Here is a 20,439-nt window from a genome sequence, read left to right as displayed (position 1 = left end):
GAATAACCTCACACATAGAAAAAGGCCAACCAGAAGATTCTGGCTAACCTGATAATACGAAAGACCATCCTACACGAAGGATGGTCCAGGATGGTCTTTTACTCACTTTAGGGCGCGTATGAAAATGTAAAAAAGCCAGTTACTGATCCTGATTGAATTTAGCTTCAAACAAGAATAGGAGCTGTGCCCCTGAAAGGCAGCCTTGTGCCTGGGCTTTTTGGCGGACACAGCAGCAGCTATTTCAACCAAATGATGGTTATGGCAGAGGCCGTGGACTCAGGAGACGCTATTTCGCTGCCAAACGGTATTTAGATAGGCTGACGAGGGCCATAACGGCTTTCCTGTCCGCTTACGGCCTCAAATCGTCTAAAATGCCAGATTAGCGGAACCTTAGTCCTTCAAAACGGAGGTAGCGTATACGGAGCTGTGCAGCCCTGCTACACTCGCATGCTGAGCTTCCTTAAGCCTCCATCAGATCTCAGATTGGTTTCAAATAAGCGCTGAGTAAGGAGCTGCGGCCCCATTTTGGTTTGTATGGACACCCTAGTTTCCGAAACAAAAAAAACAACCGCCATAGATGACGGTTGCTCTCCCGAATTGCACATAAGCTGACTAAAGGGCCAGCAGCCTACTCGTCGATCGGTTCTTTCGATTCTACGACAACGATATCGCCGTAAATCTCTTCAAGAGCTACACCGACAAATTTCGCCGATCTTGGCGATTTAAGCTCGGATTTTTCCCCATTACGCAGCATGCGCGCGCGTCTGGATGCTGCAACGACTAGCGAGTATTTGCTGTCGACTTTCTTAACCATTTCATCAATAGAAGGGTATAACATGTTCCATCTCCTCGCTTAGGCTTTCTCGATTGCAGCTGGCAGCTCGCCCAGCTCCGCTAAATATTTGCTTGCCTTGCAATGCTCGGCAGTAAGGATGCTCTCAATCCGATGACAAGCGGCTTCAATCTCATCATTCACGACCGCATAATCATAATGGCTAAGCAGATTCATCTCTTCTTCCGCCACCGTCATCCGGTGATTGATCGTGTCCTGCGACTCCGTGCCACGCCCTGTAATGCGCTGCTTCAGCTCATCCAAAGATGGCGGCACGAGGAAAATAAACACGCCTTCCGGAAACTTTTCCTTAACCTTCAAAGCGCCTTGAACTTCGATTTCCAAAATGACGTCCTGACCGCCTGCCAGCGTCCGTTCAACGAAATCGCGCGGCGTACCGTAGCAATTGCCGACATACTCCGCATGCTCCAGCAAGGCATCGCAAGCCATCATTTCCTGAAACTGCTCTCGGGTCTTAAAAAAATAGTTTACGCCATCAATTTCCCCTTGCCGCGGTGAACGAGTCGTCGCCGAAACAGAGTATACGAGATTAGGCATCTTTTTTCGCAGAACGGAGCATACCGTCCCTTTACCTACGCCGGATGGACCGGACAATACAATTAACAATCCCTTATTCATAAGACTCCCCGTATTATTCGTCGTTATCGTCATCCTTAGTGGAAAGACGGTGTGCTACCGTCTCCGGCTGTACTGCTGATAGAATAACGTGGTCGCTGTCCGTAATAATTACCGCTCGCGTACGTCTTCCATATGTGGCGTCAATAAGCATATGACGGTCGCGCGCTTCCTGGATAATCCGCTTAATCGGCGCCGATTCGGGGCTCACGATTGAAATAATGCGGTTGGCTGACACAATGTTGCCAAAGCCAATATTAATTAGTTTAATAGCCAAGTAAGCTCCCCCTCCGGTCTCCCTCGTGCAACTGCCCGAATAAACAAGATATTAAGTATAAGTATTTGGACGATGAATGCACTCCACCTGCCAAATAACGGCAGAACTATTGCATTATTGTTGACGAAAAAAGTCCGGGGCATACGTTTTCCGCTAGGCGGACGTATAAACAACATCCGAACTGTACGACAGCCTGTCCTCGACTTGTTATTCCAAACAGTCAGGGAGGCAGTATTCATTAGTATACATCTTAAATGATTTTGGCGCAACGAACAAGGGCAAAGCGCAAATTCTACCAAGGTGAAACGGCTGTCGCCTTCCTCTGGCGGCGCGGCGCGTTTCAGTCCGAGAAATATAAGCGGAGTATAAGGGTGAAACTTATAAATGCTTATATTTATGAAAATAGCACTTTCCCCTTATTCATTTCAATACTATTAACGATGAACGCCTGTTTTCTCCCAAACATATTTCGTAAGCTGTACCGCCATATCATAAAACATAAACGGCGTAATCAGGTAAATGCCTTTGAAATGGAGCACTGCCTCGTCCAGAAGCTCCTTGGCAATACGGACGCCTTCAGCACGCCCCGCTTCCCCTTCAAGTCCAGCCATCCGCTGGCGAACTTCATCTGACAGTTGGATGCCCGGCACCTCATTGTGCAAGTACTCGGCATTGCGCCCGCTCGCAAGCGGCATAATACCGATAAACACAGGAATCGGAAGATGCTTTGTCGCCTCTGCCACTTGCTTAATCAAAGCCGTGTCGTAGACCGGCTGAGTCATAATGTAATCGGCCCCGGATTTGATTTTCCGCTCCAGACGCTGCACCGCTTTGTCCAAATGCTTCACATTCGGATTGAAGGCAGCACCGACGATAAAATTCGCTTTTTGCTTCAGCGGCTTGCCCGAAAAGGCAATCCCCTCATTAAGCTGCTTCGTCATGCGGATCATCTCAAAGGAGGTGAAGTCATACACGGAGCTGGAATCCGGCAAATCACCAAAGCGTGCCGGATCGCCTGTTACAGCAAGCACATGGTCAATGCCCAGCGCATCAAGACCCATCAAGTGGGATTGCGTACCGATCAAGTTGCGGTCTCGGCAAGCAATGTGCACAAGCGGACGCAGGCCGACCTTCTCTTGCACAAGCGCAGCGAGCGCCAAATTGCTCATGCGCGTAACTGCAAGCGAATTATCCGCCATCGTAACCGCGTCCGTTCCACATGCCTTCAGTGCTGCTGCTCCCGCCATAAACTTGCTAATGTCCAAATCACGAGGCGGGTCCAGCTCTACAATAACGGTATGACGCTCACGTACCGTATCCACGATGTTCGGCTCAGTTGGCACAATAACATCCGGAATTTCCAGTTTCACTGGTGGCTGTTGATTAATAACAAGGGTCTCTGCTTCTGCTACAGCCGTTTCTCCAGCTGCCTGTGAGCCGCTTTGCGGTGAATAATGGTTCAGCGCTGCTGCCATAGCAGCGACATGCTCAGGTGTCGTACCGCAGCAGCCACCGACAATACGTGCTCCGTAATCGGCAAATTCGCGGGCAGACGCTGCAAAATATTCCGGCGTTGCCGCATACGTATATTTGCCATCCACATAGTCAGGAATACCAGCGTTCGGAAAAATCGACAGCGGCCATGTTGCTTCCCCTTCAATCGCTTTCATCGCCCTCATAATCCCATTCGGACCGCTTCGGCAGTTAAAGCCAACGACATCTGCGCCTTCCTCGGTAAGCTGGTTAAACGCCTGTCTCAGGCTGACGCCATCCTGCGTACGGCCAACGTCTTCAACTGCAAATTGGCAAATGACCGGAATATCCGTAAGCTTGCGGGCAATCCGCAGTGCCAGCAGCATTTCGTCAAGATCGTAAAACGTTTCAAGCATAAAGCCGTCAACGCCTTCTGTCAGCAGCGCCGCCATTTGGCGCTCATATGCATCGCTAACGCGGACGGTTCTTGTATTTTTAAGCTTTCCGGCGCGAATCGAGCCCACCGCCCCCACTACGTAAGCATCCGGGCCGGATGCAGCGCGGGCAATGCGGACACCGGCACGGTTAATCGCTTCCATTTCCGCTTCCAGGCCGTAAATCGACAGTTTTTCCAGGTTTGCCGAAAACGTGTTCGTTTCAATAACCTGTGCTCCCGCTTCATAGTAGCGGCGGTGAACATTTTCGATTACATCAGGGCGCAAAATATTAAATTCCTCATAGGAAACGCCGACAGGGAACCCCATCTGATAAAGATAGGTTCCCATTGCGCCGTCCCCCGTCAAGATGCGCTCAGCGATTGCTGAACGCAAATCCGGTTTGCTGTTCATTTCTCCCATAGCCGTATCCGCCTTATAAAGAGCCGCGGAAAACTTCAGCCGCAGGCCCTGTCATATATACATGATTGTCCGCTTCATTCCATTCAATGAGCAGATCGCCGCCCTTAAGCGTTACCGTTGCCGTCCGGTCTGTATAACCATTCAGCACCGAAGCAACGACCGTCGCGCAAGCGCCAGTACCGCAGGCAAGCGTCGGGCCAGCACCGCGTTCCCATACGCGCATTTCCGTATGCTCGCGGGAATTGACCGTTACGAATTCCACGTTGATTTTGCGCGGGAACATCGGGTGAGTCTCCAGCTTTGGCCCCCATGCTGCCAAGTCGAAATTAGCCGCATCATCTACATAGATTACGCAATGCGGATTGCCCATAGATACAGCAGTAAAGCGGAACTCATGGCCGTCTACTTCAATCGGATGCTCTACAACCTGCTCCTGGTCAACCGTAGTTGGCACCGCCAGGCCATTCAAAATCGGCTCGCCCATATCTACTCGAACGGACTGAACTTTGCCGCCCTCTACTCTCAATTGTACCGCCTGCGCACCTGCGCCTAGCGTTTCAATCGAAATTAGTTCTTTATTAGTCAAGCCGTTGTCATAAACGTATTTTGCGACGCAGCGAATGGCGTTGCCGCATTGCTCTGCTTCAGAGCCGTCAGAATTAATGATTCGCATGCGGAAGTCCGCATTATCCGAAGGCAAAATGTATACGAGACCGTCTGCGCCAATACCGAAAAATCGGTTGCACAAATCGATAGCAAGCTGTGCTGCGTTATCAGGTAGCTGCTGCTCGCCTTCAATAACGATAAAATCATTTCCTAATCCATGCATTTTAGTGAAGTTCATTATATTTACGCTCCTTTGCCGCGGCTATCATTGATAAATAAAAGATTCTGATTAATGATAGCATACTGCAAAGCTTGGATAAACACTATTCACTAAATACATCAACATTTGTACTTTTATGTTATCTCGTCGACATTTTGGAGCCAAACGTCAGCTTGCCCGATTTGTTTTTAGGCTTGGATGTGCCCAGCACGCTGCCAATACCCATAAGGAACGTCGGAATTCCCGCTGCAACAAAGACAAGACACCATTCGCGCAGGCCAAGCGGCACCGTTTTGAAAATAGGCTGCAGCGGCTCAATGTACAGCACACCAAGCATCATAATGAGCGACGATAATACGGCGAGCACCAAATAACGATTTTGCAAAGGATTGCGGTGAAAAATCGAGCGCGAGCTGCGGCAGTCAAACACATGAATGAGCTGCGCCATTACGAGTGTTGCAAACGCAACAGTCTGCGCCTTTACTAAATGCTCGGTGCTTCCCGGCGCCTCGATCAGCGTAATCCAGAATGCCCCCAGTGTACATAAGCCGATCAGCAAGCCGCGGCTAATGATTTTCCAGCCAAGGCGGCGGGCAAAAATGTTTTCTTTCGCCGAACGCGGCTTCTGGCTCATTAAATCCTTCTCCGCCTGATCGACGCCAAGCGCCATCGCCGGCAGCCCGTCGGTCACCAGATTGACCCATAAAATTTGAATCGGCACGAGCGGCAGCGGCAAGCCAACCATCATCGCAAGCAGCATCGTCATAATTTCGCCGACATTGGAGGCCAGCAAGTAGCGAATGAATTTGCGGATATTTTCATAAATATTCCGCCCCTCCTCAATGGCCGAAACAATGGAAGCGAAATTGTCATCGCTCAAAATAAGGGCAGACGCTTCCTTGGATACGTCCGTTCCGGTAATCCCCATGGAAATACCGATATCCGCTGCTTTAATGGCTGGAGCATCGTTTACTCCATCCCCTGTCATTGCAACGACATGCCCTTGGCGCTGAAGCGACTTGACGATGCGCAGCTTATGCTCCGGTGATACGCGGGCATAGACGTATACATTGTCAACGAGACGATCGAGCTGCTCATCGCTCATGCTTTCCAACTGCTTCCCGCTCATCGCAATGCCGCCGCGAGGCATAATGCCCAGCTGCCCAGCAATGGCTTCTGCAGTCAACTGGTGATCGCCCGTAATCATCACCGTCTTGATGCCTGCGCGGCGGCATACCGCAATCGCTTCTCTCGCTTCGCGGCGCGGCGGGTCAATCATGCCCGTAAGCCCGACGAATACGAGCTGGCTCTCCGCCTCCGTCTCGCTATTGCATTTATCAGTTGCCCGCAGGTCACGGTAAGCGAGACCAAGCACACGCAGCGCTGACTGAGCCATCTCTTCGCTGGCCTCAGCATATTTCTTCTTAAGCGTGCCTGTAAACGGCACAACCTTGCCATCCCACAGCACATAGCTACACTTATGCATGAGTACATCTGGAGCGCCTTTCGCATAAATGACGCGTCCTCCTTGATGGGATGCGAGCACCGACATCAGCTTGCGCTCCGAATCGAACGGAAACTCCCGCTCACGCTTGTACAGTCCTTCCAGCGATTTGGCGGTCAAGCCGAGCTTCGCCGCCAGCACAACGAGCGCTCCTTCGGTTGGATCGCCATTGAGCACCCACTCCTGCTTCGCTGCCCCTGCATTTTTGCCACTGCGCTTGCGTCCTTCCTCTGGCTCCACCTGATAAATCGAAGCATTGTTGCACAGCGCCGCAATTTGCAGCAGCCGTTTAAGCGAGGCGTCGTGCTTCATATCGACGGGCTCCCCGCCCTCCATAATGGCTCCGACGGGCTCATAGCCCTGCCCAGTTACATCGAAGCGCCGTCCGCCCATCCAAATGGTCGTGACGGTCATTTTATTTTGGGTCAGGGTACCTGTTTTATCTGAACAAATAACCGAGGCACAGCCAAGCGTCTCCACCGACGGCAGCTTTCGAACGATGGCCTTGCGCTTAATCATCCGCTGCACGCCGAGCGCGAGTGCGATCGTCACAATAGCAGGCAGTCCTTCCGGAATTGCCGCAACAGCCAGGCTGACACCAGCCAAAAACATGCCATATGCAGGCTGCCCATGCAAAATCCCTGCTGCAACAACGATAATCGTCAGGCCGATGGCGACGGCAATCAAAATTTTCCCAAGCTGCTCCAGCCTGTGCTGCAGCGGCGTTTCCATCGACTCCGTCTGCTGGATAAGCTCGGCAATCGTGCCCATCTCCGTCTTCATTCCGGTACGAATGACCATGCCCTTCGCGGTGCCCCGTGTGACCATCGTGCCCATAAAGCCAATGTTGCGCTGATCTCCGAGCGGCAGATCCGCCTCTGAGATCGCCATCGCATGCTTGCCGACAGGCACAGACTCGCCGGTTAGGGCCGACTCCTCCGTATAGCAGCTATTCGCCTCAAGCAGCCGCACATCAGCCGGAATCCGGTCCCCGCTCTCCAGCACGATGACATCGCCAACGACCAGTTCCTTCGCTGGAATGTCCATCATTTGCCCGCCGCGCAAAACCTTGGCCGATGGGGCCGACATCTCTTTTAGCGCATGCAGCGACTTTTCTGCACGAAACTCCTGCACGAAGCCGAGCACGGAATTAATGACGATAATAGCGATAATCGTTACCGCGTCCAAATATTCGCCCAGAAGCCCCGATATAAGAGTAGCGCCCATGAGCACCAATACCATAAAATCCTTGAACTGATTAAGAAACAGCATGATCGGCGATACCCGCTTGCCTTCGGTCAGCTCATTGTGCCCATCCCGCTGCAACCTTTCCGCCGCTTCAGCGGCAGCCAGCCCCTGCTCCGGGATGCTGTTCAGCGCTTGCGTCAGCTCCCCTTTACCCAATTGATGCCATTTCAATTGTTCCATCGCTTCTTTTCCCTCCCGTATATGCCTCAGCGCCCCTCGGACAGCCTCTCAAGCCTAAATGTATTCGGACAACCTGCAAAATATCCCAACAAGGGGTTAAGTTTTTGCCTCAACTATGGCATGATAGAGAGATACGTACCGATTTCAGGAGCCCTTCAGTGACCTGAAACATAAAGGAGCTAGCGAAATATGGCCTTAGACGGCATTGTCATACATGCAATAACCGATGATTTGCAGCGCTGCATCGGCGCACGCATTCATAAAATCCACCAACCGACTGCAAACGACCTTATTTTCAGCATTCGCGGAGCCGGAATGAGCGGCAAGCTGCTGCTTTCAGCCAATCCTACTTATCCGAGGCTTCATTGGACAACGGGCACTTACGTCAATCCAATGGAAGCCCCGATGTTCTGCATGCTGCTGCGCAAATATTGCGAGGGCGGCGTCATTGAAGCGATTAGCCAGATCGGACGGGAACGAATTATACATATCGATATTCGGCACCGCGACGAGCTCGGCGATTTATCCTTGAAACGCATCATTATTGAAATTATGGGGCGGCACAGCAACATTATTTTACTGGATCCGGCTACGGGCATCATCCATGACGGCATCCATCATGTCACGCCATCCATCAGCAGCTTCCGCATCGTCATGCCGGGCAGCAGCTATGTATCTCCCCCAGACCAAGGAAAGCTTGACCCGTTTGCCATTGCCCGAGAAGACCAGTTCCACGAAGCGTTCCACAAGCCAGAGCCAGCTCACACGCAAGCAGCTGGCGATGAAGCTGACAGTGCGCCAGCAGCGGAGAAGCAAGCTAATGCAGATGCTCCCGTTTCTCAGCAGCTGGTAGAAGCTTTCAGCGGTTTAAGTCCGCTGCTTGCCAAGGAGATTGCGTACCGCGCCAATGATTCCGCAGCTGCCTTATGGCCGAGCTTTTCTGCATTAATGGACAAAGCAAAGCGGGGAGAATTTGAGCCTACCATCGTGACGAATGCTAAAGGCAAACCGTATTTCTCCGTCACAGCGCTCACTCATTTGGAAGGGGAAACCACAAGCTTCGCTACCGTCAGCGAAATGCTGGAGGCCTTCTATGGCGACAAAGCCGAGCGGGATACGGTGAAGCAGCGCGCCTCCGACCTGATTCGTTTTGTGCAAAACGAAAAAGCCAAAAATATTAAAAAAATAAACAAGCTGGAAGAAACGTTGGTTGACGCGCATGATGCCGATAAATACCGCGTCCTTGGCGAGCTGCTTACCGCCTACATGCATCAAATCCAGCGCGGGGATAAAGTAGCGACATTAGTTAACTTTTATGATGAAAATCAAGCGACGGTCACAATTGAGCTTGATCCGCAGCTCACGCCGTCGGACAATGCGCAGCGCTATTTCCGCCGCTATACGAAGCATAAGAACAGCATCGCTGTCGTTGGGGAACAGATGGAGCTGGCAAAGGCAGAGATTGATTATTTGTCCTCCCTGCTTCAGCAGCTCGACAATGCGTCGCTTGCCGACACGGAGGAAATTCGCGAGGAGCTGGTTGCGCAGGGCTACCTGCGTGATCGCAGCAGCAAGCGTGGGCCAAAACGTAAAAAGGCGGCCCACCCTTCCTTGCTCTGCTACACCTCTTCCGAAAACATTGCGATTTATGTAGGCAAAAACAATACGCAAAACGAATATTTGACGAACCGTCTCGCTTCTTCCTCCGACACCTGGCTGCATACGAAGGACATCCCGGGTTCGCATGTCGTCATTCGTGGAGGCAGCTTTGGCGATGCTACACTTGAAGAGGCGGCTATGCTGGCGGCGCATTACAGTCAGGCAAGATCGTCCAGTATGATCCCGGTGGACTATACGATGATTCGCCATGTGCATAAGCCGAGCGGAGCCAAGCCTGGCTTCGTCATCTATGACCATCAGAAGACGCTTTTCATTACGCCAGACGAACAGCGCATTAAAGCACTGCCTTCAAAAATCACCTAATTAAAACAGTAGGCTTCAAAAGACCAGCCTCATCTGCACCATTTAACCTTGCCTACACGCCACAAGTGCAAACGGCTATCGCCGTCCTCTGGCGGTAAAGCAACCGTTTCGCGGGTGAAATATACGCCGATTATAAGGGCGATATTTATATTCTTATATTCTTATATTTAAAAAAAGGACGTGAACCCACTGCTAAGCACAGCTGGTCACGTCCTTTTTGTTTATTAAGATCTATTTTTACAAATTCACGTCGTTCAATCCAGACTTCAATTGCTTCAGGACACCCACATCCACCGTCCGGCTGCCGATTGCGCCGTGAAATACTTTGCCTTCCCGTTCGCCGTGGTAATCAGAGCCTCCGGTTATAATCAGGCTATATTGCTCAGCAAGACGCAAATACCTTGCTTCCTCCTGCGGCCCGTGATCAGAGTGATACACCTCAATGCCCTGAACGCCGCCGCTGCGTATCAATTGCTCCACCAGCTCGTCGTTGCCGTATAGGCCAGGATGAGCCAGCACGCTCACGCCACCCGCTTCTTTGATCCAAGTAATCGCTTCATAGGGATTTACACGAGGCGGATTGACATAGGCAGCGCTTCCCGAAGCAAGATAACGGTCAAACGCCTCCCGCATGTTGGAGACTGCTCCTTTACGAACGAGCAGCTCCGCGATATGCGGACGGCCTACCGTCTTCCCGCTGACCGCGCCCCCAGAGTGCTCCAGTGCAACCGCCGTAACCTCCGCAAGCGTTATGTCTATACCCAGCTCTACCAGCTTGGCAACAATTAATTCATTGCGAATGTCGCGGACAGAACGCAGCCCCGTAAGACGCTGCTGCCATAATTCATCCCGCCAATTCGCATAATAGCCGAGCACATGTATGTCCTGACCGTCTGCAATCGTACTAAGCTCTACTCCCGGCACCACCGTGATGCCTACACGCTCACCCTCCGCCAGTGCCTCTTCCACACCAGCCATCGTATCATGGTCGGTAATCGCAATAGCTGCCAGACCGGCTGCCTTTGCAAGCTGTACATTGCTGCTGGGAGAGCCTGTACCGTCCGAAGCTGTCGTATGTGTATGTAAATCTACCTTTCCCATAACTTCACTCCTCATAGCCATTTCCTCAAATCATTTTCCCTAAGAAACGTTAAAAAAGTGACCGCAGAAATCGGCAGCAGCGCAGATTTCAAATAAATGGAATAAAACTGCCGTTTAAACTTCGTATCCACAATCGGCACGCTATGCAGCAAGCCCAGCGCAATTTCATGCTTGGTCGATGAGGAGGACAGAAATGAAATGCCTAAGCCCGCTTCTACCGCACATTTTACCGCGCCAGTGCTTCCAAGATCCATGACGACCTTCAGACCTGCAGGATCAATATTTTTGCGCTTAAGCTGCTCTTCCATCACAAGCCTCGTTCCAGAACCTTGCTCGCGCAGCACAAAAGGATAGCTCGCTGCCTCGGTAAGCGTCACATCCGTCCGCCCCGCTAGCGGATGTCCCTGGGGCACAACGAGATGCAGCTCATCGCTCATGACGGCCTCCATCTGCATATCCGGATGATTGACTGGCGCTTCAATGAGTCCAAAATTCAGCTGGTGATTAATAATATCCTCCATTATTTGCGCCGTATTCATCACCTTCATGCTGATGGCAATGTCCGGATAAGCTTGCCCAAAGGGACCAAGCAGCCGAGGTAATATGTATTCGCCTATTGTCAAACTGCCTCCAAGCAGCAGCCGTCCCTTTAATTGCTTCGTAAACAAGCTCATCGCTTGATCTGTATCTCTAATAAGCTCAATGCTTCGTCTCGCGTATGGCATCAATTCCTGCCCCGCTTCCGTCAGCTCGATCCGCTTCGTTGAGCGCAGCAGCAGCTTCGTGCCAAAATAATCCTCCAGCGACTGAACCTGCATCGTCACCGCCGGCTGGGTCATATGGAGCGCTTGCGCCGCAGCCGAGAAGCTGCCCCGCTCCGCAACGGTATAAAAAATATGCAGTTGATGAAAATTAAGCGCCATCTGTCCGACCACCCTTTCCTCTGCCCTACATTATACTATATGGCTAGGCCAAAACGCACGAAAAAGCGCAAGTCTCGTTCATCGCACGGCTAGCTGCTGCTTCACCATGCTTGCGAATCGAAGATGCGCTTTCTTTTTTAATTAAGTATAAGAGCCGGTTTATTTTTTCTTGCGGCTATTTTTAACGAGCGTCATCCGCCGGGAATGGCGCAGCCAGGAATAATAGGATTTCAAATCTCGTAGCTCCATCGTCTCCGACATTCGACCAAGGAATGTCACGATAATCATTTTGTGCAGCGGGTTCCCCAAGATGTCCGTATCAGTCAGGGAAGGAGAAAATTCGGCTACGAATACCAAATCATTGTCAATTAAATAAACATCCTGCTCATTGCGGTAATACGACTCGATTCGGCCCTGCTTCAAGCATTCCCACAAAAACTCTGCGATGTCCTCATAGCCCGTTTTCTCATGCTCGACACGATCAATCCAGCGGCTACGGGCATGATTCGTAATGACAATATCAGAAACTTTCATATCGCCCAGATCGACATAGAATGTTTCATAGGTGCTCCAACGTTTCGTCAACTTGTCCTTCATCACGAATCCTCCTCCTAAAGAACCAGGCCTTTATGACTATTATATCAAGTATTTTACCATGATTGACCGATTTTACAACAGAAAAAATGCTGAATTTTAAAAATAACAGTTGACGAGACGGCTCCGCGGCTCCAGTTCTGATTATGAACCCGCCTTAGGCTTGCAAACTCAGCATATCCCTTTACTTTCATGAAACCGATTTTTGCTTCGCTCTTCGATGAGGTTCATTTCATAATCATACTGAATCATATTGAGCATAAAAAATAGCCCAGGTGGGTTGTCCCCATCTGGGCTATTGCGCACAGCCTGTTCGCTTCTAGCAGCTACATGCTGTAAAACCTTGTTTTGTCTTCACTGTCTTTCGTGTATTCCGTTCGCAGCTCATTCCGGAAGGAACGTTCAATTCTGCGAACGAAAGGCAAACGTCCAATATTGCGCAGCACTTCTTCGGCACGTTCGGCATTTACGTAAATGACGACATAATGCATTTTGCGCGACATGTAATGAACGGTGCCGTGTTTTTCAAGCGATCTTGCCGCCTTCAGGTCACTGACCCATATAATATAACCCGTCCGTTCCGGTAACAATACTATTCCCTCCACCTGTGTAAAATTCACACCGAGCAGAGCCGCCTAGCCGCAGCCGCCGCTTCCACAGCCACAGGATCCGCCGCTTCCGCAACCGCCGCCGCTTGCTTCATTGCTCGGCACTTTAATCGTATCCGATACTGATTCTGCAATGGTCCGTGATACCTCGAACAGCATGGTATCAACAGCCTGCTCCGCCGATTTGAAACGAACGACCGCCTCGATTTGAGCCAGCTCAGCTTCAACCGCCTTAATTTTATCTTTAGCTGCATGAAAATCAGGATGAAAACGCCCAAACCGCTGGCATTCCTCAAACAGCTCTTTCGCCTTTTCGAACTTCCTGGTCAGCGCCTTAACATCAGCATCCTCGCTGACTGCGTCTTTCCAATATAAATATTCGGCAACCTCAGCCGACTGATTAATCCAATCACCCAGCTCGTAAGCACAAAGCAGCAGCGACGCCATATCGAGCGAAGAAACACCGCTTGCACCTTCAGGGTGTATGGGCAGAACAGCCGAGAGCTCCTTAGTAGCAGGCATTTTTCCACCTCATCTCATTCGCTTACTTCCTTATCTATCATAGCATACTAGCTTAAATAGTACATACCATTTTATGTATGAAAATTAATTCCTGGAACAAGCAGCCTCATAGACTGCCAGCTTTCAGGCGACAACCTCACGCTTACCCCATATTGCGATCCTGAGAAGCTGCCCGTGATGGACCAGCTATTGGATTCCGCATGCAGCTCCCAAGGCACAAAAGAAACGATTTTTCCCTCCAGATGCAGCTCAACTGGTGTTTGCCACTGCAGTGCACGCTCCATCATCTCCCGGCTTGTGGAATGATGGTAGGCGCGGCGCTGGTTCAACCAGCTCGCGGGTATTTGCTTTAGCCCCGCGTAGCTGCCCTGCTTGTCCTCATCATCATGCTGGATAAGCTCATAATGGCCAAGCCAGTCCTCCTGCCCTGCTCTGGATACAGCTATTTTATAAACCGGATACATCCGCAAATCAGCTGTTAGAAACTGCTGGGAGCTATTATGAAAGGAAGGATAATCTCTGCCTTCTCCTATGCTGCCCCCGCCAGATACAGGTTTGCCTAGCTGATCCAGCTTGCCTCCCCAGTCTCGCAGCAGCGGCGCTGCCTCCGCTGCCGCGTCAGGGCTCCCGGAAGCCCATTCCAGAAAAGCAAGCATCGCTGCTTCCGTTCGCCCGAAAGCAATGGCTCGTTCAATCGACTTGCGGCTAAGCCGATACAGCCCCAGCTGCTCCTCGCTCACCCGCTCGGCCATAAGCTCCAGCTCCCAGCGTATACGCCCGTCGCATTCCGGAAGGACAATAATTTCCCCGTTTGGCTGCACTATTACAGCTTCACTTTCATTTGGATGCGGTGCCCATGAATCAACTGCCCCCTGCTGGGGATCAATCATCCAGCGAAACCAGCTGCGATCCCCAGGCAGCTCTATCCGCTCAAGCCAACCAAAAGCATGCAGCGTATCCAGCCAACCGAGCAGCTGCTGCTCATCACCTAAAACCAATTGACCCGTTGCCGTTGCAGCAGCCTCGCTCTGCACATCGTGCAGCCACTCACGAGCCTCATACCAATGCCCAGCGGCAAGCATAGACAATGCAGCTGTGCCCTGTGCCAAAAGCGGCTGCCGATATAAATAAAACTCCACAATCAGGCTGTGCAGACAAGCTTCGCGCACCAAGCTGTTTAAAATCAGCCACTGCTCCAGCTTTTCCTTTACCCATACGAGCCGTTCCTCTTCCTCCTCCAGGACACCTAGTCTTAGAGCCGTTTCCAAAATAAAGGCAGGCATGCGCCCGTATTTGCGTACCCTATCATCGGATAAATTCAAGCAGGCGATGTTTTCCTCCCTAATGGCAACGGCGATCCCTAGGCGGGCAATTATTTTTTTAGGCAAAATTCCTTTATTCGTCAGCACAAGCCCGCTTCGCGCAAGCTCCGTCCAGGCATCAAGCAATTGAAGCCCCAGCAGCCTCCCGGAAGCTCGAAACTGTACTTCGCCATCTGCCAAAGTATCCATGTCCTTCGCCTCCAAATGACAGGGAAACAGCAGCTGCTGCCAAAGCGTAAAGCTGTCACGAGGCACAAAATAAATGCGCTCGCCCCAATTGCGGCTTACCGAAAATACGAGCCCGCCGCGCTGCAATTCGGCCAGAGCCCAGCGAAACTCCGCTCCTGACATGCGCGCCAGCTTTGGGCCGAAGCGAAAAAGCTTCTCTTCAGGAGCTGGATCAGCCCCCGCAAGCTTCATGACCGCTTTCAGCGCCGCAAGCGTCGTAGAAGATAGCGATTGAATGGCCTCAAGCACGGAACGGCGATCCTTAACAGCATCGCTCCACTGCCTATTTTCTTTAACCGCATACCACCACATCGGTGCTTCCATAAACGTTTGCTGCCGATAATCCGTCAGCTTGTCGGCGAGCTCGTGGACGTACATTTTTTCTCCCCCCTAGATAATTTGCATCGGATTTCTTTACTTAATCATGAGAAACTATTCCCGCGATTCCAACGCATAGCGATATCCCTGCTCCACCATGAACAGCTGGCGCCGCAAGGCAAAATCCAGCTCCTTGGTGCCATCGCTAACAACGGTATAAAACCATGCTTCGTTTCTTCCTTTTTTTGGCCTGAGAATGCGCCCAATGCGCTGAGCTTCCTCTTGCCTGGAGCCATAGCTGCCCGATATTTGAATGGCTACTGCCGCATCCGGCAAATCTACAGCAAAATTGGCAACCTTGGAAACCGCCAGCACAGGAACCTCACCCGAGCGGAATCGGTCATACAGCAGTTGGCGTTTATCCTGCTCCAGCTCTCCGGTTATAACGGGAATTGCGAGCGTTTCGGCAACCGCATGCAGTTGATCTAAATATTGCCCAATAATGAGCGTTGGGACGCCCTCATGTCGCTTCAACAGCTCCGTAATGACGTCTGCCTTCGACGGATTTTCTGCAGCAAGGCGCAATTGGGAGCGTGGAGCGGCCGCCGCATAACGCTTGCGGACAGCCTCATCCAGCGGTATGCGAATTTCGGTGCAATGAACCGCCGCAATATGTCCCTCTGCTTCTACCGCCTTCCACAGCCATTCATACTGCTTCGGACCTATGAGCGAAAAAACATCCTCCGCGCAGCCATCCTCGCGTACGAGCGTTGCCGTCAGACCAAGCCGCCTCGTCGCTTGAATATCCGCCGTCATTCGAAATACAGGTGCAGGCAGCAAATGCACCTCATCATAAATAATGAGACCCCAATCGCGCTCGGAAAATAAATTCATATGCTGGTAGTCTGCCGACTTCGCCCTGCGGCTCGTCAAAATTTGATAGGTGGCAATCGTCACCGGACGCACCTGCTTCAGCCCGCCAGCATATTCTCCTATTTGTTCATCCTGCAGCGTTGTTTTGTCCAGCAGCTCGCGCTTCCATTGCTTGACCGAGGTTGTACTTGAGGTCAAAATCAGCGTTGCACTGCTTAGCTTTGCGAGTGCAGCCAGCCCGACAACCGTCTTGCCAGCTCCGCATGGCAGCACGACGACCCCGCTGCCGCCGTGCACGGAGCCTTCGGCGCAGAACACATCTACTGCCTGCTGCTGATAGCCTCGCAGCTCGAACGGCTTGCCGTGGCGCGTTTCCTCGCGCAGCTGCACCATCAGCGCCTCACCGGCGTGATAGCCCGCCTGATCGATGACGGGATAACCGAGCCGGGCCAGCTCCTGCTTGAGCAGCCCTCGCTCCCCCCCACGAATCTCCACACCTAAACCGTTCTGGCATGCTGCCAAATCCGGGTTTGTTAATTTCGGCCTGATATGCGGATGGAGGGCCAGCTCCGTGATAAGCTCTGCGCTGCCGCTTAGCATGAGCTTGTCTCCAGCAAGCTCAAGATGCAGTTTGCCGTATCTTCCCATCCATTTGCGTATGCTCATTTCCGTATAGGTCGGGATGCTCGATGAAGCATACTCCATCAGCAGCGCTATGACATCCTCTGCCGCCATGCCTGACGCGCAGGCTTGCCATAGCGTCATGGCAGTCATCCGGTACGTATGCCACCCTCCCGGGCGCTTGACGAGCTCTGCGATAGCAAGCAGCCTTCCAGCGGCCTCCTCTGCCCCGGCTTGCTTCATATTGAGCAAAAGCGTCATATCGCTTTGAACAATGAGCGGCTTGCCGCTTGGCTTCAGCATAGAAAGCCCTCCTTTTCTGTCAGTATGCAGCCTGCCTTTCGCAAAACTGCAAGGCCAACGCTTCGGCCATAATGGCCACCTATAGGAGCAGTATGCGGAAGAAAGCCCTATTTTATGCAAGTGTAAACGCTGTTGTTTCCTTAGTCGTCAAAGCTCGTTTCGCATAAAAAAAAGAGCATGCCACGGTCTTCCGTGACATGCCCCTTACGTTCATCGTACTGCTATTAGCATGCTCATCCAGCGTTTAGTTTAATGCTCCGACCATCTATGGCTCTGACACATAATCCTCAGCCAACCGTATAAGCAGCTCTGCGGATTTAAGCATAGCGCCTTCTTCGAAATCGAACTTAGGATGGTGATGGGAATAGCTGGTGGACGTCTCGCCATTGCCCGCTCCTACCATCATAAAGCAGCCGGGAACCTCGTCCAAGTAGTAGGAAAAATCCTCGGCTACCATCATTTCATCGCCCCGCACCGCATTGCCCTCTCCCAGCATCGGCTCAGCTACACGGAAAAAACGTTCCGCTTCATGCTCATTATTGATAACAGCAGGATAGCCAATGCGAAGCTGGAAATCGTATTTGGCTCCATACATTTGGCAGGTATGATCTATTACTTGCTTCAACCGCTCATGAATAAAATAACGGCTTTCCTCATCGAATGAACGAACCGTGCCTTTCATTAAACACCGTTCAGCAATGACGTTATTCGTCGTTCCCGCTTGAAAAGATCCTATTGAAATAACCGACGGATGCAGCGGGTTGATGCTCCGGCTAACAATCGATTGAATCGACTGCACAAGAGTGGCCCCGACTACAATCGTATCAATTCCTTTATGCGGCATGCCACCATGTCCGCCCAGCCCGATAATTTCAATTGTAAATTCATCGGCTGCGGCCATGAAAGCGCCAGCTCTTGACGATACTTGCCCAAATGGGAGCGGAGCCCACAGATGAATGCCATAGATAACATCCACACCTTCAAGCGCGCCGTCCTTTATCATATGAATGGCACCACCCGGCGTCACTTCTTCGGCAGGCTGAAACAACAGCCTCCGCTCGCCTTTGATTACCTCGCGATGCTCCTGATAAAACTTAGCTATCGCCAGCATCGACGACGTATGGCCATCGTGCCCGCAAGCATGCATCATTCCGGGTACCGTTGACGCATAATCACACTGCTTCTCATCTTGAATCGGCAACGCATCGATGTCGGCGCGCAGAGCCACGACTGGCCCAGGCTGTTCGCCTTTTATCGTCACAACGAGTCCATATCCGCCTACACCTTCCTCAAACTCGCAGCCGAATTCCGCCAGCTTCCCTGCGATCCATCTTGAGGTTTTCTCCTCTTGGAAGGATAGTTCAGGATGCTGATGGAGGTATCTCCGCCACTGCACCATCTCTGGATAAAGATGTTGCAGCTTTTCTAACGTATAGACACTGGTCAACATAACAGCAAACCTCCTTCACCTTTTACACAAATGACAGACCTATCGTCTTAATCGTATAAACTTACTCTATTTTAACAGAATGAAGCTCACATGAGGAAGCTTAATTGCAGGAATGTTGATTTCTGATTGCTTTGTCGCCGTGGGTAAGGCTTGCACTGGCTGGGGAAACATACTATCATGAGAAATGAATGTTCAACAATTGGTTTTTGAATAATGAGGAGGAAACATCATGATTATTGAGAATACCGGTTTGAACGGTGTTCAGAGCGAGCTGTTCCATTTGGATGAATCAGCAGAAAAGCTCGGCTTCGTTCGTTGGCAGTGGGAATACTACCGCGCTACATATGATTTGAAACTGGAAGATAAGGCTACGAACGCTGAGTACTTTTTGCGCATCAACACGCGTGCCGTTGAAGGAAAGCTTGAATCTCCACATGCTGTACTTGCAATTGAAGCCGTATACATTGGCAGAGCAACATTCCCGCATGGTATGGAGTATGAATCCCCGGTGCCACAGCCTATTTTGAACACAGCTACGCAGCGATTGCAGCAACTAAAGCAATTGCTTGACTAGTATGAGCAAAACGCAAAACGGCAGCCGTGGCAGGCCAGATTTTCTGCTTCTTATTTTCACGCTTCTGCTCGTCGGTTTTGGGCTCGTGATGGTATTCAGCGCGAGCTCAAGCATTGCCTTATATTCACCAAAGTATTTGAATGATCCGCTTTACTTTGTTAAAAAACAGGCTGTTTTTGCAGCAGCAGGCGTATTTTTCATGCTCATCATGATGAATATTCGTTACGAATTTTACAAGAAGTCTTTTTTGCTTTTCTTTATTCCTGTCATTATTTTACTTGCAATTGTTCCTTTTGTGAGTGATAACACTAACGGTGCGCACAGCTGGCTGAAAATAGGGCCCCTAACTATACAGCCAACGGAGCCCGCAAAGCTCGCGCTTATTTTGTACTTGGGAGCACTCATTTCCAAAAAAGGCGAGAAGTTCCGCGACTTCAAAAAAGGTCTCGTTCCCGTCATCATCGTGATAGGCTTCATCTGCTTCCTTATTATGCAGCAGCCGGATTTAGGCTCCTGTATAGTACTCGCAGGCTGTGCAACCATTATGATTATGGCTGGCGGTGCTAACCTGAAGCAGGTATTCGTAACCGGTGGACTAATGGGGCTTGTGCTTTCTGTTGTAGTGAGCATTTCTATGGCGATCAACTCGGAAAAGTGGTCCTATCGTATTGCCCGCTTTACCGCTTTTTTGGATCCTGTAGCAGACAAGCAGGACACGGGGCTTCAGCTCGTTTCCTCTTTACAGGCTTTAGGGCATGGCGGCTTGACCGGAGCAGGCTTTGGCGAAAGTGTACAAAAGCTGCATTATTTGACCTATGCGTATAATGATTTTATATTTGCCATTATCGCGGAGGAATTCGGCTTTATTGGTGCCTCGTTTTTTATTTTATTTTTTCTGGCTTTTTTATGGCGCGGCCTGATCATCGCTTTGCGCTGCTCGGATCAATACGGCACTATTATTGGCGTCGGCATTGTAGGGCTGTTCAGCGTTCAGGCATTCATAAACATTGGCGGAGTAACGGGCACTATACCGCTGACGGGAGTAACGCTTCCTTTCATTAGCTCTGGCGGCTCATCCCTGATGACATGTTTGATGTGTATCGGAATTCTTCTTAGCATTTCACGAGAAGCGAATCGCAATGCAAAGCCTAAAAACAAACGTCAAAACTAAAACAAGCTTCCCACC

General features: G+C 51.0%; 17 protein-coding genes. 3 read left to right on the top strand and 14 right to left on the bottom strand.

The genetic code is table 11. The annotated features are described in order from the left end of the window. Nucleotides 1–628: 628 nt before the first annotated feature. The 6 genes from rpoZ to AC50YG_RS11175 form a co-directional block, all read right to left on the bottom strand. Nucleotides 629–838, bottom strand: coding sequence for a DNA-directed RNA polymerase subunit omega (gene rpoZ, locus AC50YG_RS11200; RefSeq protein ID WP_341282351.1), 210 nt, complete (start codon nucleotides 836–838; stop codon nucleotides 629–631). A 15-nt stretch (nucleotides 839–853) separates the two neighbouring features. Next, the gene (gene gmk / locus AC50YG_RS11195; protein WP_494826831.1) at nucleotides 854–1,471 is read right to left on the bottom strand and encodes a guanylate kinase; all 618 of its coding nucleotides are present in this window, start codon (nucleotides 1,469–1,471) and stop codon (nucleotides 854–856) included. A 13-nt stretch (nucleotides 1,472–1,484) separates the two neighbouring features. Then, entirely contained in the window at nucleotides 1,485–1,745 is a 261-nt protein-coding gene (gene remA / locus AC50YG_RS11190; RefSeq protein ID WP_005548256.1) for an extracellular matrix/biofilm regulator RemA, read from the bottom strand. A gap of 434 nt (nucleotides 1,746–2,179) precedes the next feature. Beyond that, on the bottom strand, nucleotides 2,180–4,075 hold the full coding sequence (locus AC50YG_RS11185) for a bifunctional homocysteine S-methyltransferase/methylenetetrahydrofolate reductase (RefSeq protein ID WP_494826825.1): 1,896 nt from the start codon (nucleotides 4,073–4,075) through the stop codon (nucleotides 2,180–2,182). Nucleotides 4,076–4,088: 13 nt separating this feature from the next. Further along, the gene (dapF, locus tag AC50YG_RS11180) at nucleotides 4,089–4,919 is read right to left on the bottom strand and encodes a diaminopimelate epimerase (RefSeq protein WP_494826823.1); all 831 of its coding nucleotides are present in this window, start codon (nucleotides 4,917–4,919) and stop codon (nucleotides 4,089–4,091) included. Nucleotides 4,920–5,040: 121 nt separating this feature from the next. Continuing rightward, entirely contained in the window at nucleotides 5,041–7,833 is a 2,793-nt protein-coding gene (locus AC50YG_RS11175; protein WP_494826822.1) for a calcium-translocating P-type ATPase, SERCA-type, read from the bottom strand. Nucleotides 7,834–8,022: 189 nt separating this feature from the next. Between AC50YG_RS11175 and AC50YG_RS11170 the strand changes: the two genes are divergently transcribed. Further along, on the top strand, nucleotides 8,023–9,816 hold the full coding sequence (locus AC50YG_RS11170; protein WP_494826820.1) for an Rqc2 family fibronectin-binding protein: 1,794 nt from the start codon (nucleotides 8,023–8,025) through the stop codon (nucleotides 9,814–9,816). Nucleotides 9,817–10,053: 237 nt separating this feature from the next. Here AC50YG_RS11170 and AC50YG_RS11165 read toward each other — a convergent pair whose 3' ends face one another. The 8 genes from AC50YG_RS11165 to AC50YG_RS11130 form a co-directional block, all read right to left on the bottom strand. After that, entirely contained in the window at nucleotides 10,054–10,917 is an 864-nt protein-coding gene (locus AC50YG_RS11165) for a PHP domain-containing protein (protein WP_473759457.1), read from the bottom strand. Between the two features lie 11 nt (nucleotides 10,918–10,928). Continuing rightward, nucleotides 10,929–11,840 (bottom strand): selenium metabolism-associated LysR family transcriptional regulator, encoded by a 912-nt coding sequence (locus AC50YG_RS11160; protein WP_341282344.1) that lies wholly within the window; start codon nucleotides 11,838–11,840, stop codon nucleotides 10,929–10,931. A 159-nt stretch (nucleotides 11,841–11,999) separates the two neighbouring features. Continuing rightward, nucleotides 12,000–12,437: a hypothetical protein gene (locus AC50YG_RS11155; RefSeq protein ID WP_046230588.1), complete on the bottom strand. Its 438-nt coding sequence runs from the start codon at nucleotides 12,435–12,437 to the stop codon at nucleotides 12,000–12,002. A 323-nt stretch (nucleotides 12,438–12,760) separates the two neighbouring features. Further along, nucleotides 12,761–13,024 (bottom strand): YlbG family protein, encoded by a 264-nt coding sequence (locus tag AC50YG_RS11150; protein WP_046230587.1) that lies wholly within the window; start codon nucleotides 13,022–13,024, stop codon nucleotides 12,761–12,763. Between the two features lie 45 nt (nucleotides 13,025–13,069). Next, entirely contained in the window at nucleotides 13,070–13,564 is a 495-nt protein-coding gene (locus AC50YG_RS11145; RefSeq protein WP_082110749.1) for a YlbF/YmcA family competence regulator, read from the bottom strand. A 71-nt stretch (nucleotides 13,565–13,635) separates the two neighbouring features. Next, nucleotides 13,636–15,492 carry a helicase-associated domain-containing protein gene (locus AC50YG_RS11140; RefSeq protein WP_494826818.1) on the bottom strand — a complete coding sequence of 619 codons (1,857 nt, stop codon included), beginning with the start codon at nucleotides 15,490–15,492 and terminating at the stop codon, nucleotides 13,636–13,638. Nucleotides 15,493–15,546: 54 nt separating this feature from the next. After that, on the bottom strand, nucleotides 15,547–17,229 hold the full coding sequence (locus AC50YG_RS11135) for a DNA repair helicase XPB (protein WP_494826817.1): 1,683 nt from the start codon (nucleotides 17,227–17,229) through the stop codon (nucleotides 15,547–15,549). Between the two features lie 265 nt (nucleotides 17,230–17,494). After that, complete coding sequence (locus AC50YG_RS11130) at nucleotides 17,495–18,679, bottom strand: M20 metallopeptidase family protein (protein ID WP_494826815.1); 1,185 nt, start codon at nucleotides 18,677–18,679, stop codon at nucleotides 17,495–17,497. A gap of 229 nt (nucleotides 18,680–18,908) precedes the next feature. On the opposite strand from AC50YG_RS11130, the gene AC50YG_RS11125 reads away from it, so the two are divergent. After that, nucleotides 18,909–19,253 carry a YugN family protein gene (locus tag AC50YG_RS11125; protein ID WP_341282340.1) on the top strand — a complete coding sequence of 115 codons (345 nt, stop codon included), beginning with the start codon at nucleotides 18,909–18,911 and terminating at the stop codon, nucleotides 19,251–19,253. A 1-nt stretch (nucleotide 19,254) separates the two neighbouring features. Next, nucleotides 19,255–20,424, top strand: a complete 1,170-nt coding sequence (gene ftsW / locus AC50YG_RS11120) for a putative lipid II flippase FtsW (RefSeq protein WP_494826813.1) — start codon at nucleotides 19,255–19,257, stop codon at nucleotides 20,422–20,424. Nucleotides 20,425–20,439 lie beyond the last annotated feature (15 nt).

It is taken from the genome of Paenibacillus sp. J31R34, assembly GCF_059383715.1.
Note: the sequence above shows the minus strand (reverse complement) of the source record. Positions and strands in the feature narration are given on the sequence as shown.